General features: G+C 43.8%; 12 protein-coding genes. All 12 read left to right on the forward strand.

Annotated features, from left to right (window positions below):
* Positions 1-6026: RHS repeat-associated core domain-containing protein (locus BVE84_RS08245; RefSeq protein WP_279625870.1), on the forward strand; the 6026-nt coding region annotated here is incomplete at its 5' end.
* Positions 6026-6535, forward strand: a complete 510-nt coding sequence (locus tag BVE84_RS08250; protein WP_076996564.1) for a hypothetical protein — start codon at positions 6026-6028, stop codon at positions 6533-6535. The genes BVE84_RS08245 and BVE84_RS08250, both read left to right, overlap by 1 nt.
* Complete coding sequence (locus BVE84_RS08255) at positions 6528-6725, forward strand: hypothetical protein (RefSeq protein ID WP_076996565.1); 198 nt, start codon at positions 6528-6530, stop codon at positions 6723-6725. The genes BVE84_RS08250 and BVE84_RS08255 overlap by 8 nt, the downstream gene beginning before the upstream one ends.
* 355 nt (positions 6726-7080) lie before the next feature.
* Entirely contained in the window at positions 7081-7572 is a 492-nt protein-coding gene (locus BVE84_RS08260) for a hypothetical protein (RefSeq protein WP_135017511.1), read from the forward strand.
* 6 nt (positions 7573-7578) lie between these two features.
* Complete coding sequence (locus BVE84_RS08265; protein ID WP_076996567.1) at positions 7579-7839, forward strand: hypothetical protein; 261 nt, start codon at positions 7579-7581, stop codon at positions 7837-7839.
* A 365-nt stretch (positions 7840-8204) separates the two neighbouring features.
* Positions 8205-9869, forward strand: coding sequence for an RHS repeat-associated core domain-containing protein (locus BVE84_RS08270; protein WP_083708346.1), 1665 nt, complete (start codon positions 8205-8207; stop codon positions 9867-9869).
* 9 nt (positions 9870-9878) lie between these two features.
* Positions 9879-10475, forward strand: coding sequence for an immunity 26/phosphotriesterase HocA family protein (locus BVE84_RS08275; protein ID WP_076996569.1), 597 nt, complete (start codon positions 9879-9881; stop codon positions 10473-10475).
* 345 nt (positions 10476-10820) lie between these two features.
* The gene (locus BVE84_RS10765) at positions 10821-13142 is read left to right on the forward strand and encodes an RHS repeat-associated core domain-containing protein (protein WP_228062238.1); all 2322 of its coding nucleotides are present in this window, start codon (positions 10821-10823) and stop codon (positions 13140-13142) included.
* Positions 13143-13156: 14 nt separating this feature from the next.
* Positions 13157-13537, forward strand: coding sequence for a hypothetical protein (locus BVE84_RS08285; protein ID WP_076996571.1), 381 nt, complete (start codon positions 13157-13159; stop codon positions 13535-13537).
* Positions 13538-13604: 67 nt separating this feature from the next.
* Positions 13605-13967, forward strand: a complete 363-nt coding sequence (locus BVE84_RS08290) for a hypothetical protein (protein ID WP_135017510.1) — start codon at positions 13605-13607, stop codon at positions 13965-13967.
* A gap of 282 nt (positions 13968-14249) precedes the next feature.
* Entirely contained in the window at positions 14250-14711 is a 462-nt protein-coding gene (locus BVE84_RS08295) for an SMI1/KNR4 family protein (protein WP_076996573.1), read from the forward strand.
* Between the two features lie 41 nt (positions 14712-14752).
* Entirely contained in the window at positions 14753-15001 is a 249-nt protein-coding gene (locus BVE84_RS08300; protein ID WP_077064003.1) for a hypothetical protein, read from the forward strand.
* The last annotated feature ends 352 nt before the right edge of the window (positions 15002-15353 follow it).

Below are 15353 nucleotides of genomic sequence, written 5' to 3' on the forward strand. Positions count from 1 at the left end.
TAGATGCCGATGGTGTTGGAAGGACCCATACCTTTGACCCAGCCGGTCAAGTGACTGGGGTGACAGAAGGAAATGGGAATACCACCACCTTCACCTACGATGGCCTTGGACGGAAAATCAGCGCTTCTAATGGTGAGGGAGGGACCTACAGCTACAGCTATGACGGGGTGGGCAATCAAGTATCACTGACCGATGCGGAAGGCCACACCACGACTTATAGCTACGACAGCCGTAGCCGCCTCTTGACAGAGACCGATGCCCTCGGAAAAACGGTTACCTATGAGCGCGACGCCTTGGGGCGTGTTCTCACTCGGACCAATGAAGCAGGTCATGCCAATCGCCTGACCTATGATGACCGGCACAATGCCATCCAGACCGTGACGGACGCTCTTCATCAAGTTACGGAAAATACCTATGATACTTCTGGTCAGTTGCTGGAAGTGACCTATCCAATCGGTACGACCACTCAGACCACCTATGATGGGATGGGGCGTGTTCTTTCTTATACCGATGAAGCCGGTCAGACGGTCTCCTACACCTATGACGCAGTCGGAAACAAGCTGACCGAGACCAAGGGAGACAAGACCACCCGCTATGCCTATGACAAGTCTGGTAATGTGACCTCTATTACCTACCCAGATGGCAGCAGTGTGTCCTACACCTTGGATACTATGGGGAACATCTTGTCTATGATCGACGCCTTGGGTCGGGAAACCACCTATGAGTATAGCCCAGCTGGTCGCCTCCTTGCGACCACCAATGCCCTGGGGCAGCGGACCAGCTATAGCTATGACAAAAACGGGAACCAACATAGTGTCACGGATGCGGCAGGCTATACCGCAACCAGCACCTATACCGGTCAAAACCAAATTGCCAGCATCACTGACGGTTTGGGAAACACCACCACCACCTCTTACAACCAGATGGAGCAGCCGACAGAGATAGTGGATGCCTTGGGTGGGAAAACGACCTATGTGTATAATGAGCTAGGCTATCCGATTGAGCAGACCGATGCCAACGGTAACGTGACCAAGATGAGCTATACCGAGACCGCTCAACTAAAAGAAGTCACCTTGCCAGATGGCAGGACCCTTACCCAAGAGTACGATGTTCTAGACCGTCTCATCAAGCAGACCACTTCTAGCGGTCTTATCACCGAGTATACCTATGATGCGGCGGGTCGTGTGGTGACCAAGAAGGATAACCAAGACCTGAACGAGTCCTACAGCTATGACCAGGCTGGCAACCGCCTGACCTTGACCAATAGCCTAGGAGAAGTCACGACCTACAGCTATGACAGTGACAACCAGCTGACCAAGGTCACCTATGCGGACGGCACCAGCGAGACCTTCACCTATGATGTCATGGGCCATGTCGCGACATCGACCGACCAAGAGGGCAAGACCAAGACCTACCACTATGACGAGAATGGCAACTTGACCAAGACCGTCGACCACCTCAAGCGGGAGACGGCTTACACCTATGATGCCTTGAACCGAGTGGTGACCGAGACAGACGCAGACGGCAATCGTTCCACCTATGAGTATGATGTCCTAGGCAACCTGTCTAAGGTGATCGATGCCAAGGGGCAGGAAAGCCAGTATGGCTACGATGCTAATAAGAACCTAGTTCTCTATACTGACCCAAACGGCCAAGCGACAACCTTCACCTATGACCCATTGGGGCGTGTAGTAGAGACCCTTGCCCCAACGGGAGCCAAGCAGACCTTTACCTATGACGGGGTAGGGAATCGCCTCAGCGAAACGACAGGGGAAGGCCATACCACGACCTATACCTACGACCCGATGAACCGCCTAGCCAGCGTCAAACGCCCAACAGGAGGAGAGACCAGCTATGCTTATGATAGCACCGGCAGTCTCGCCAAGGAGACAGACGCCAATGGGCATAGCACCAGCTATGTCAACGACCTCTACGGTCGACCGACCAAGCGGACCCTACCCAATGAAGCGGAGTATACCTATGCTTATGACGGTCTTGGTCGCTTGTCTACACAAACCGGTCCGCAAGGTCTCGCTAAGAGCTATACTTATGATGTGGCGGGGAACCTGACCGAGGAAGTGGACCAGTCTGATAGACGCAACCGCTACACCTATGATAAGGTCGGCCGTCTCTTAACTGCTAAGAATGCCCTTGACCTTGCGACCACCTATAGCTACGATGAAGCGGGGAACCTTGCCTCTATCACCACACCAAGTGGTGCCAAGACCAGCATGGACTATACGAGGTTGGACCAGCTCAAGACCATCACCAGTCCAAGGGGGCGCAAGGCAGAAATGACTTATGACCCTGTCGGCCAGGTGACCAAGCGGACCATCAATGACAAGCGGGAGACCAGCTATACCTATGACCCCAATGGGAACCTCTTAGAGGAGACCAATCCCCTGGGGCAGGTGACCAAGCGGACCTATGATAGCCTCAACCGCATGACCAGTGAGAGTGATACGGCAGGCCAGTTGACCCTCTACAGCTATGACCATGACAACCATGTGACCAAGGTCATGAATGAAGCGGGTGGAGAGGCCTCCATGACCTATGATGGCAATGGCAACCTGACCAGTGTGACTGCTGGTCGTGAGCGTGTTAAGACCTACACTTATGACGGAAAAGACCAGTTGCTTTCAGCCACCCAAGGGTCAGGAGACAAGGCTTCGACGGCTACCTACACCTATGACAGTGTGGGCAATGTCACCTCTATCACTAATGGCAATGGCAAGGTTACGACTTATACCTATGACCAACTCTCCAATGTCGTAGAGAAGATGACAGCCCTCGGCGATAAGGAGACCTATCGTTACAACCTTAACAACCAGCTAGAGAAGGTCACCAAGGCCGATGGCGAGACCATCCGCTATGACTACAACCAGTTGGACCAACTGCTCACTGTCGATTACTCCAAGAAAGAAGACGGTCAGGTCCTCTATGCTTATGATGCGGATGGCCGCAGGGTGTCTATGAGCGACCTGACAGGGACGACCCAGTATGAGACCAATGAAGAAGGAGAAGTGACTGGTGTCCGTCAAGGAGACGGCAGTGTCATCACCTACAGCTATGATGACTTTGGCAATATTAGCCAGCTGACCTACCCAGATGGCAGTAGCGTCTCCTACACCTATGACGACTTGGACCGCTTGACCTCTGTGACGGATAAGGACGGGAAGAAAACGACCTACCGTTACAATGAGGCTGGCGACATGACCCAGGTCACCCGTGGGGACGGAACCAAGAGTTTCCTCACCTATGACAGGGGACATCGGGTGACGGAAATGGTCCACCGCGACCAGAAGGACAAGCTGATAGCGAGCTATGCCTATGAGTATGACGACGGTGACTACATCACCAAGGAGACCATCACTCAAGATGGGGAAACCCTTATCCAAGCCTACACCTATGACAGTTTAGGGCAGGTCGAGACTATGACCGTGTCTGACAAGGCGGGCAAGGAACTCTCCAGCCTCACCTACACCTATGATCTAGCTGGCAACAAGCTGACCAGCACAGAAACCATTGAGGGCAAGGAAGAGACGACCCGCTTCACCTACGATGACCACAACCGTCTCATCAAGTTGGAGAATAAGGACGGTACTAGTAGCTACACTTATGACAAGAACGGCAACCGGATTTCCTCTCAGAAGAATGATGAGAAGCTAGACTATATCTACGATACGGAAAACCGTCTATTAGCTGTCAAGGACAAGGCAGGCCTCTTGTTTGCGGCATTGTATGATGGGGATGACAACCGGGTCTTTACCGCCAGCCGTAAGGAAGGGAAGCACAGCTATCGACTCTTCAAGCGAGAAGAGAAGAAGAAATCACCGCATACCGCTCCAAATGGGGAGGCACATAGCCTCTTCTGGTATGGCTTTAGCCAGAATGTCTTACAAGCCTTATCCAGTCTCCCTCAGACCATTGGGACTATCTGGCATGAGATGTTTGACGATGTCTCTACTGCCTACCACAAGAAGGTGGCCAAAGACAGGGCCAATAGTGAGGGCTTGGTGGTCAATCCACCAGACCTAGGAAACCTCCCGGGTGAGGGAGAAGTGACCTATGCGAGCGAAGTGAAAGAGGTTCTGATTCCTTACACTACACGAGAAGATAGCTTCCACTACTATGAGGAGCGCAACTATGTCAATGACGTCAACCGTAAGCACACCGAGGTTCTCCAGACCTACGACCGAGAGCTAAAAGCTCGTGAGACCTATACCTATGGACAGGGTAGAAGTTCCTACCACAACCATGGGACAGGGGATACCTATCAGTACCTAACCAACCAAGCAGGGTCTGTGACAGGCTTGACTAAGGATGGACAAGCCGTTGCGTCCAGCAAGTACCAACTATACGGTTCCACTAAGGACAGCACAGACGAGACAGGCAACCCGTATGCCTACAATGGGGAGGCTAGAGATGGTACAGGGCTGGATTACCTGCGGGCAAGGTACTATGATAGCCAGGCAGGAACGTTCTTGACTGAGGACAGTTACCAAGGTGAACTAGATGACCCGCTCAGTCAGAACCGCTACAGTTATGTCCACAACAACCCAGTCAACTACACCGACCCGAGTGGACACTTCTGGAAGAGCATTAAGAGGGTGGCAAGCAACGCTTGGAATGGTGTGAAGAGAGCAGCAGGCAATGCCTGGAATGCGACCAAGACCTTTGTAGGGAATGCCTGGAATGCGACTAAGACCTTTGTAGGGAATGCTTGGAATGCGACCAAGGAATTTGTAGGGAATGCTTGGAATGCGACTAAGACCTTTGTAGGGAATGCTTGGAACACAGCCACAAACTGGTTTGGCAATCAAGTGAACGGGGTGTATCAGGCAGGCCAACAGGTCTATCATAGTGCAAGTAGCTATGCCCAAGCCCAGTACCAGCAGATGCAGGCACAGGTTCAAGCTCAACAACTCCAAGCTGTTCGCCATGAATATGCCCAAGCAACGGGTATCAAGGGAACGCCTAAGAGTCGAGAGGCTAGAAACCTCCTTCGGAACTGGGGTGCTGCCCTTGCCAAGACCTTGAGACATGTGTGTACGACAGCCAAGCGAGTCGGCAAGCAAATTGTGAAAGCTGTCAAGAAGATTGACTGGAAGAAGGTAGCTGTTACAGCAGGTGCTATTGGTGTGGGTGTCGCCCTCACGGTAGCAACAGGCGGATTGGGAGCCTCAATCGCTATGGCGATTGGAGGAGCTGCCTCAGGGGCTATCATATCTGGATACGATGCCTACAGCTCTGGCAAACGTGGTTGGGCATTAGCAGGAGCGATTGGAAAAGGAGCAGGCTTAGGCGCGATTACTGGTTTAGTGGGTGGCTCAGTGATGGGAGCAGGCTCAGGTATTGCGACGAGTATCACCCAGAATATTGGGAATCAGACAGTTCGTCACATAGCCAAGGCTGGTATCGAAGCAGGTATTGAAACAGCTATTGACACAGGTCTTGATGTCGCAACAGGCAATCAGATTACTGGTCAAACAGTAGCCATGAATTTTGCCTATAACCTCGTCAGCAATGGAGCAGGCAGTGTCTCTCCTAAGAAAGCCCCTAAGGCGGAGGTTAATACGACTAAACCGAAGGCTGGAGATGTTCCTGTTACGAAAGCTAATACTGATGAATATGTCACTTATAGACGTGTTCAAGGTGGTGGTAAAGGTACGGCTACAAGTCAACCACGTATTAATGTAAATTCAGATGGAACTATTTCAATTTCTAAACATGACAAAGATTTAAATATCAGTATTGATAATGGCGAGCATTCCGCATACTATTTACAGAACAAACGACCAGGTGGAGAGATTGTTGAATTTGAAGTCCCTAAATGGATGGATGATTTTAGAAAAGAGTACACAGTCCCTCAAACTGCTTACAAAATAAATCCTAATAATCAGGGTGGAATGGCTCCAAAGGTAACAGATATAACAACTCCTGGTCGTTCAATTGAATTTCCAGCGCCTTGGGTTGAATGGATTGAAGAATACGCTGTAAATGCTAGAGTAGTGAAGGGGAATTGATGATGGTTAGTGTAATCAATTTTCCAACTGAAATTATTTGTGGTGTAAAATATAATGGTAAATTTTCTTGGTATGTCTCAGATAGAGAGCTATGGATTTTAGATTATACAATTCTAGAATCTAATCTAGTAAGTTATGGATACAACATAGAAGATATTTCATTTGATTCAAAGAGAAGAAATACTAAGATTCTTGTGAAAGAGAATGCTAAAAATTTTCTTGATCAGATGGTAGAGTTCGAGGTTAGTTCCACAGACTTACAATTCTATTTGTTAGAATCAGTAGATGAATTAGATAATTCTTGGTATTATGATTTTCAACCTAGTTTATTTATAGATTTTGATAACAAAAGTTTGTATAGTCAATATTCTGAATCTGAATCATTTGAAAACTATGTGCCTGTAGGTTGGATAGGGATGTTTTGTAATTTTGGGGATTTAATTCCAGAATCTCAGAGATTTTGGATGTGTAATGGGGTAAACATATTTGAAAGGAATAATAATGGATAAAATATCAATGCTTATTGAAGAATTTGAAAATGAAGCTACAGGTGATACGGTTGAGGGAATAACAATCTTGATTGATGGTAAATTAAAAGATGTTGTTGATATTTTGAAAAATAAACTTAATCAAAAAGAATCTGTCAATATTATACATGAAGCTTTACTAGTTGGGTTAGAAGAACTTTCTCACAGATAGAAGCAACTGCCGGAGCTGCAGGAGGAGCAGTTAGTGGATTCGCTACCAGCGTTCTTTCGGGCGACAAGCCACAAGATATTCTTAGCAACACTTGGAATGGAGCTGTCAGTGGAGTCAAGTCAGGAGCTTTAACAGGTGGTCTCCTTGGAGGTTTCGGAGTAGCAACTACATCCGTCAGTGGTCCAGTAGCCCGTTATGCGGTTGATACCATCGTGGATGCGTCACAGGGGGGAAGATTACCCTGAGTAGCATAGCAACTAGTCTTGCCATCAATGCGGTATCAGAAGGTGTTTCTGTACGAGGAGCTAAGGGTGCCAAGGCAGATGTCAACACTAACAAACCGAAAGCTGGAGATGTGCCAGTCACGAAATCACACAAGGATATGACTCCTGTTCAGCAATTAGCATTGCCTGGTCCGGCAGATAAACCATTGGCGTTGCCTGAATCAGCTCCTAAACAACAATCTGTTTCCTCAGCATCAGGCACAATCGTTGATTCTAGTTACTCTTTACATAGTAGAGGTTATAAACCTCAACCTGGAGAAAGAACATTTGAAGGATATCTTAAAAATAATGTTCCTATAGATGTCGAAGTAAAATTGCATACAGATTCTGCGGATTTTAACTCTAACAATGGAATGGTTGGTGGACAATTCAAGAGATTTGGTAGTGACTCACATGCAGGATTATCACCTCATGTACATCAACCACAAAGAAATGTAAGTCCTACAGGTGATATTTATGGGGGTGTTGGTTCTAAAACATCTAATGGAAGCGTTACTTCTCCAGGCTCAAAAGATGTAAAGCAACTCTATGATTACCTTAATAATGGTAAATATAGAAAGTAGGTTTATATGACAGAAGCACAAAGAAAATTGTTAATAGAGCTGAAGGTAATACAGGAACAAGCTGTTGCAATGAATAGTGAGCAACCTAACTTGTCTGAAAAAGAAAAATTATTTAATGTGAGCTATGATACACTATATTTAGTCATGGAACTTTTGGATGGATATAGGCACTTAAATATTGATTTGTTAGATAAAGATAGTCATGAATTTTTAAACAATAAAATTCAGTTGCATGATGAAATTTCTAATTTTTTGAAATCATATTAATTTTTCTAGCAATAGTAGCTGTAGCTGTCAATGTCACCATTGTAGGAGAAATAATATAGTTGTGTTTCCGTGGTGCTGTAGGCGCTTGATCTAGTCATCGAGGACGTTGAAAACGCTGGAGGCTGTTCTATCGTTTTCCGTCCGCTCCCCGCCCACCTATGGAGTTTCTCTCCATAGGTGTTTTTGACATCACCACGAGGACTATATAGTTTGTCATAAGAAATAAGCAATCTATTCCTACCTAATTATTTGAAAAACAAGATAAAAAATAGGATATAAATAAAAAATATTGTTAAAAATGTGCTATAATGGAACTGTTGGAATATAATCAAGTTTTTTAGACCTCTACCTACGGTCATGGCAGAGTGTCCTACCACAACCATGGGACAGGGGATACGTATCAGTACCTATTGACGACACAAAGAGGTAGCGTTACTGGCTTGACCAAGGACGGGCAATCCGTTGCGTCCAGCAAGTACCAACTCTATGGAGCTACCCAGTCTAGCACAGACGAGACAGGCGACCCGTATGTCTACAATGGTGAGGCCAGAGATAGTACAGGAATGGATTATCTCAGAGCAAGGTACTATGATAGCCAGGCAGGAACGTTCTTGACCGAGGATAGCTACCAAGGTGAGCTAGATGACCCACTCAGTCAGAATCGCTACAGTTATGTCCACAACAACCCAGTCAACTACACCGACCCGAGTGGACACTTCTGGAAGAGCATTAAGAGGGCGGCAAGCAACGCTTGGAATGGTGTGAAGAGAGCAGCAGGCAATGCCTGGAATGCAACCAAGGAATTTGTAGGGAATGCCTGGAATGCGACTAAGACCTTTGTAGGGAATGCTTGGAATGCGACTAAGGAATTTGTAGGGAATGTTTGGAACACAGCCACAAACTGGTTTGGCAATCAAGTGAACGGGGTGTACCAGGCAGGCCAACAGGTCTATCATAGTGCAAGTAGCTATGCCCAAGCCCAGTACCAGCAGATGCAGGCGCAGGTTCAAGCTCAACAACTCCAAGCTGTTCGCCATGAATATGCCCAAGCAACGGGTATCAAGGGAACGCCTAAGAGTCGAGAGGCTAGAAACCTCCTTCGGAACTGGGGTGCTGCCCTTGCCAAGACCTTGAGACATGTGTGTACGACAGCCAAGCGAGTCGGCAAGCAAATTGTGAAAGCTGTCAAGAAGATTGACTGGAAGAAGGTAGCTGTTACAGCAGGTGCTATTGGTGTGGGTGTCGCCCTCACGGTAGCAACAGGCGGATTGGGAGCCTCAATCGCTATGGCGATTGGAGGAGCTGCCTCAGGGGCTATCATATCTGGATACGATGCCTACAGCTCTGGCAAACGTGGTTGGGCATTAGCAGGAGCGATTGGAAAAGGAGCAGGCTTAGGCGCGATTACTGGTTTAGTGGGTGGCTCAGTGATGGGAGCAGGCTCAGGTATTGCGACGAGTATCACCCAGAATATTGGGAATCAGACAGTTCGTCACATAGCCAAGGCTGGTATCGAAGCAGGTATTGAAACAGCTATTGACACAGGTCTTGATGTCGCAACAGGCAATCAGATTACTGGTCAAACAGTAGCCATGAATTTTGCCTATAACCTCGTCAGCAATGGAGCAGGTAGTGTCTCTTCTAAGAAAGCCCCTAAGGCGGAGGTTAATACTAGTAAGCCCCAAAATGGTAATTTAAAATCAAACACTCCTGGTTTTGAAAATTGGTTGAATAAAGGAAACGCAGATAATACAGTATATCTAGGCATAAAAAACGGAGAACCTGTTTATACGGGTATTACAAAACAACCATTAGATTCACGTTTAGGTCAACACGTTCGTTCAGGAAAAGACATAGATTATTTAGAGCCTATTTATGAAGATTTAACGAGAAATCAAGCAAGAGCTATGGAACAAAATTTATTAGATAACCCCATCGGAAATTCTAATCAACTAAATAGAATCAATAGTATCAGTTCTAAAAATAAATATTACAATGATGCTATGAACTGGGCACAAAAAAATAGATAGGAGTAAAGAATGACATTTGTTAATTTATTTAAACAACGACGTGATATAAAAGTTAATAGTCTGCCAAAAGAAATTCAAAAAAAGTTAAAAGATTTTGAAGAGAAAAGTTCAAATGAGTATCAATTCAGCATCATTAGTCCTTGTAGTAAAAATCCTATGGTAGGTGACATATTTGTATTTTCTCCTCAAAAAAACAAATATTTTTTTGGTAGAGTTTTAGAGGCTAACATAGAATCTAAGACAAGTAAGTTCTTTAATCATAAGAATGTTATCATTCTCTTTAATCAGAAAACTAAACATTTAAATTTAGATGATTTTAGTATTGATTATCATACTATGCTTGGTAACCCGATGATAGTAGATAATGCTTACTGGGAAAAAGGATATTTTCATACTCTTGGGAACATTCCGCTTACTCATGATGAAGAGGAATTAGATTATGGTTTTTATAAAATTCATCCGAGGGGAAATTTATTTTGTACTGCATCTGGAGATTTATTAGATTCGGAGCCACGATTACTAGGTCTGTATGCTGTTTCTACTATTACTGGTGTTGCAGCAGAAATTACTCGAGAGTTTATAATACTTTCCGAGAATAAAGTCTGATACAAGTAAATTACTAATTGTTAGTTAACTACAACCTGTTGAAAGAGTGATTATATAAATAATAAGCTATGTTTTAATTGTTTGTATCAACCAATCGGAGTAGGATATTGATCTAGAGGTAGGTAATATTATTGATATTATGAATAATGTAAAAGTAGCTTATATATTGTAGTGTATTTGATTTATTCTAGTAACGAAATTATTCATAGAGCTATGACCCGTGGTGCTGTAGGCGATTGAGCTAGTCATCGAGGACGTTGAAAACGCTGGAGACTGTTTTATCGTTTTCCGTCCTCTCTCGCCTAGCTCCCTGCCCACCTATGGAGATACTCTCCATAGGTGTTTTTGACATCACCACGAAAATTGCTTAGCTGGTCATGGCAAAGTACAACAGGGAAGAAGCAGATTTGCCTAAGACGACACAACCACTTGACCCAGCTCGAGACCAAGGACTGCACAACGACCTATACCTACGACAAGAACGGCAACCGGATTTCGTCTCAGAAGAATGATGAGAAGCTAGACTATATCTACGATACGGAAAACCGTCTATTAGCTGTCAAGGACAAGGCAGGCCTCTTGTTTGCGGCATTGTATGATGGGGATGATAACCGGGTCTTTACCGCCAGCCGTAAGGAAGGCAAGCACAGCTATCAGCTCTTCAAGCGAGAAGAGAAGAAGAAATCACCGCATACCGCTCCAAATGGGGAGGCACATAGCCTCTTCTGGTATGGCTTTAGCCAGAATGTCTTACAAGCCTTATCCAGTCTCCCTCAGACCATTGGGACTATCTGGCATGCGATGTTTGACGATGTCTCCACTGCCTACCATAAGAAGGTGGCCAAAGACCGAGCCAACGAGGAGGGCTTGGTGGTCAATCCACCCGACCTAGGAAACCTCCCGGGTGAGGGAGAGGTGACCTATACCAGCGAAGTCAAAGAGGTTCTGATTCCTTACACCACACGGGAAGATAGCTTCCACTACTATGAAGAGCGCAATTATGTCAATGACGTCAACCGCCAGCACACCGAGGTTCTCCAGACCTATGACCGGGAACTAAAAGCCCGTGAAACCTACACCTATGGACAAGGTAGAAGTTCCTATCATAACCATGGAATAGGGGATACCTATCAGTACCTGACCAACCAAGCAGGGTCTGTGACAGGCTTGACCAAGGACGGACAAGCGGTAGCGTCCAGCAAGTACCAACTATACGGTTCCACTAAGGACAGTACAGACGAAACAGGCAACCCGTATGCCTACAATGGGGAGGCTAGAGATGGTACAGGACTGGACTACCTACGGGCGAGGTATTATGATAGTCAGGCAGGAACGTTCTTGACTGAGGATTCCTACTCTGGTAGCCGAAGCAATCCGCTTAGTCAGAACCGCTATGCCTATGTGCAGAACAACCCAGTCAACTATACTGACCCAAGCGGGCATATGTGGAATCCACTTCAGCAGTTATGGAATGGCGCGAAGAAACTCGGAAATAATCTGTGGAATGGTGCTAAGAGTCTTTATCATAAGACGGAGAGCTTTGTAGGGAATCTATGGAATGCGGGTCAGAATTTGGCGAGCCGTTCGTGGGATAAGCTGACATCGTTTGTTTCTGGTGGCAAGAGTTCGAGTTCGGGACATCCCTCAAGGCAGAGTGGTCCACGATTTGTAAGGAATCAGAGTTATTCCAGCTATCAATGGGTGACTGGAAATACTTATCACCCTCAGCGAACAGTGCTCAATCGCTGGCAAGAGGCAAGAGTGTCTGGTTTATCTACCCATAATTGGGGTACATCTAAAACGCGAGAAGCCCAGAATATTGATCGTAACTGGAGCAAATCCTTAGAGGAAACGATACGTCATGTTTGCAATCCGAAAACGACCAAGGCGAAGGATAAGGGTAAGTCTCCTAAACCTATCAGCTTTGGAGGTGGCGGAGTTGCCAGCTGGGAAGGCACAGGTGGTCCAAGTTCTCGCTATCAGCCGAATGCTAGTGATGGAACTAGGAGAGATAACCGAACAAATGAACAGATACTAGCAGATCATCAATGGAAGTGGAATGCGACAGTTAATGCCCTTAAGATACTTGGTGGGGAACTATCAGGCTTATATAATGCCAAGCGTCTTTGGACAGGGAAAGACCCTGTCACAGGCGAAAAAGCTAACCGCTGGTGGGCAGGCTTAGGTCTAACTCTTGATGTGGCGACTTACGTGATTCCGATTGCCAAATTAGGGAAGTTAGGAAAGGCAGGACTCAAAGCTGGAAAAGTTATTGATACAGTTGATGATGTCAGTGATGCCTCTAAAGCCCTAAAAGCTGTGGATGCGGTGGATGACACCAAAGATTCTCTGAAAGTTGCAGAGGCAGTGGATGATGTATCGAAAGGATATACACCTCCTAAAGGAGGTGGAGGGATAACCTCAACCATAAAGATTGGAGATAAGACAATCAATTTCGGTCATGGAGGAAGGCATTTAGAAGGAACAAGATATACGATAGCAGATGTTAGTAAAGCTATTGCGGATGATCTTACTAGTAATCCTCTAAAAGTTGGAGAGTATAGAGTGAAGGATATTGTCATAGACGGTACAATATTTAGATACAAAGCTAAGGCATTAGATAATAATCTAATAAATGTTGGGACATTCTATCCTGTTTCAAAATAGAAGGAGAATTTACTATGTTTAGAAAATTAAATCAGCTAGAACTGAAATGGTTTAAATTATTACTAGATTCCTTTTTTGAAGGAAAAGAAATTATTGCTACACAACTAGAGGATGCTGTAGTTGTTGCTGAAATTTTGGAGCCGATTATCTCTTTAAAATTGAAAACAACATCAAAGCTTATATTTCCGTACGAGGAGAGAATTCCTGCACAGATGTTAGTTTTTCAACCTGATGGGGATAGTATTGATTTTCTTCTACATGTTGTTGATGGTTTTATTGATGAGTTAGAAGTCTATTCTACTAGTGGGAAATCAATTAGTCCAAATAGTATTTTGCTAGAGGATATTAGATACAATACTTTTTCTAAACCAGGCAGTTATTTTTATGACGATTAAAGAGCAGTGTAAGGCATACGAGATTTTAATTTATTATATCTCAATATATTAAGGTTAGTAGAAAGAAATGCTGATGAGAAATTTCAATACTATAGAGCAGAAATGGCTTAATTTAATGCTTGATGTAAATTTTTTAGGAAAGGATATTTTGAAGAAACAAGTATCAACAGCTGTTATAATAGATGAAGAAATCAATTTTTCAAATTATTCTTTGATATTAAGGACAGAATCATCTACCCCTTATCCGTTTGGTGAACGTGTACCACTAATTATGCAGGCTTATCAACCTAGTGGTATTCCTATTGAATTCTTGCTTCACGTTGTTAATAGTTTTATTGCTGAATTTGAAGTGTATAATGCGGCAGGAGATGAACTAGATATAAATCAGATTAGCTTAGAAGATATTAAATTTGAAATTAGAGTTCAATGAATAGCTTCTATTTTGTCTAGTGTTAGCAGAAGCAAAATGATATTCCGTGGTGCTGTAGGCGATTGAGCTAGTCATCGAGGACGTTGAAAACGTTGGAGGTGACTCAATCGTTTTCCGTCCTCTCTTGCCTAGCTCCCCGCCCATCTAAATAATAATTATAGTACCGTTCGCATTAATACGGTAGGAATTAATCATGGTGAATTTGGTAAATGGCGAGGTAATTATTGGAAGAATAGAGCAAATAATTTCATTCCGTAATATTGAGTTAGAGGGAAGAATAAGATGAATAATTACGAAAAGGCAAAGTTACTGATTATAGAGAATATAGATGTGATAGATTATTTTGGTAAATGTCCTAATTATATTATAGAGTTAGCAGAAAGAACATTGGGGGTGATATATCCAAAAGATTATCGTGATTTTGTTAGTAATTTTGGAGCTGGTAATTTTGGTTCTTCAGAGATTTATGGTGTTTTTAGAGAAGATTTTTCAAACTCTGGGGTTCCTGATTCAGTGTGGTTGACTCTTTTAGAAAGGAAAGATATAGATTTTCCTGAGCACTTGGTAATAATCCATGTATTAGGCAATGGAGAACTATTTTGCTTTGATTATAATCGGTTAAATTTAAATGGAGAACCTATGATTGTATCATTTACACCAAATAGAAATGATTATGAATTAGTATATGATAGTTTTGGTGATTTCCTTTTAGATATTGTTACTAGGGAATTAGAGACAAAATAGAAAAATCTGTTGTAACTAACCATATGAGGATAAATATAGAAATGTTTGAAAAACAAGCAGCAAATCTCATTTTAAAATTATTACCCAAAAAAGGAATTAAGAATGGAGCTGAAATAGATTTAATAGCGTCTGAAATACAGTTGATGATGGAATCTTGTGATACAAGAGTCCCATTTTTTCCGACATATCCTAGGATAATAATAGATTCATGGAATTTTGATGATGAGTTAGGACTAGAGTTACTAAGATTAAATGAGTATTATAAAAGAATAATATCTGAATGGAAGTAGTGTGTACGAATATCCTAATCTGGTATTTTGAGGATTGTAATAATGGGAGTGATAAGTTAGAATAATTGTTTGAAATGCAACAAATGGATTTTTATGATTTAAAATAGACCAGATGTTAGTTTTTAAATCATAATTATAATATCAGTGTATTTCCGTAGTATTATCTGCTTTGTTGTAGTAAAGTACGACAGAGACTAAGGAGCTCTACTTATTCATTCTTTATTCGTAAAATTAAGATAAAAAATAGGACATGGATACATTTTTTATAGAAACATGCTATAATAGAACTGTCAAGATAAAGCATTAGTCAGGAAGATACCGAAATTCTTCAAGCGACCAAGCGGTCTTTTTG

Origin of the sequence: Streptococcus azizii (assembly GCF_001984715.1) — a bacterium.
Taxonomy (GTDB): Bacteria; Bacillota; Bacilli; order Lactobacillales; family Streptococcaceae; genus Streptococcus; species Streptococcus azizii.

Coding starts and splice junctions, on each gene's coding strand:
- BVE84_RS08250 (WP_076996564.1), top strand. CDS start 6,026: ATGATGGTTAGTGTAATCAATTTTCCAACTGAAATTATTTGTGGTGTA.
- BVE84_RS08255 (WP_076996565.1), top strand. CDS start 6,528: ATGGATAAAATATCAATGCTTATTGAAGAATTTGAAAATGAAGCTACA.
- BVE84_RS08265 (WP_076996567.1), top strand. CDS start 7,579: ATGACAGAAGCACAAAGAAAATTGTTAATAGAGCTGAAGGTAATACAG.
- BVE84_RS08275 (WP_076996569.1), top strand. CDS start 9,879: ATGACATTTGTTAATTTATTTAAACAACGACGTGATATAAAAGTTAAT.
- BVE84_RS08285 (WP_076996571.1), top strand. CDS start 13,157: ATGTTTAGAAAATTAAATCAGCTAGAACTGAAATGGTTTAAATTATTA.
- BVE84_RS08290 (WP_135017510.1), top strand. CDS start 13,605: ATGCTGATGAGAAATTTCAATACTATAGAGCAGAAATGGCTTAATTTA.
- BVE84_RS08295 (WP_076996573.1), top strand. CDS start 14,250: ATGAATAATTACGAAAAGGCAAAGTTACTGATTATAGAGAATATAGAT.
- BVE84_RS08300 (WP_077064003.1), top strand. CDS start 14,753: ATGTTTGAAAAACAAGCAGCAAATCTCATTTTAAAATTATTACCCAAA.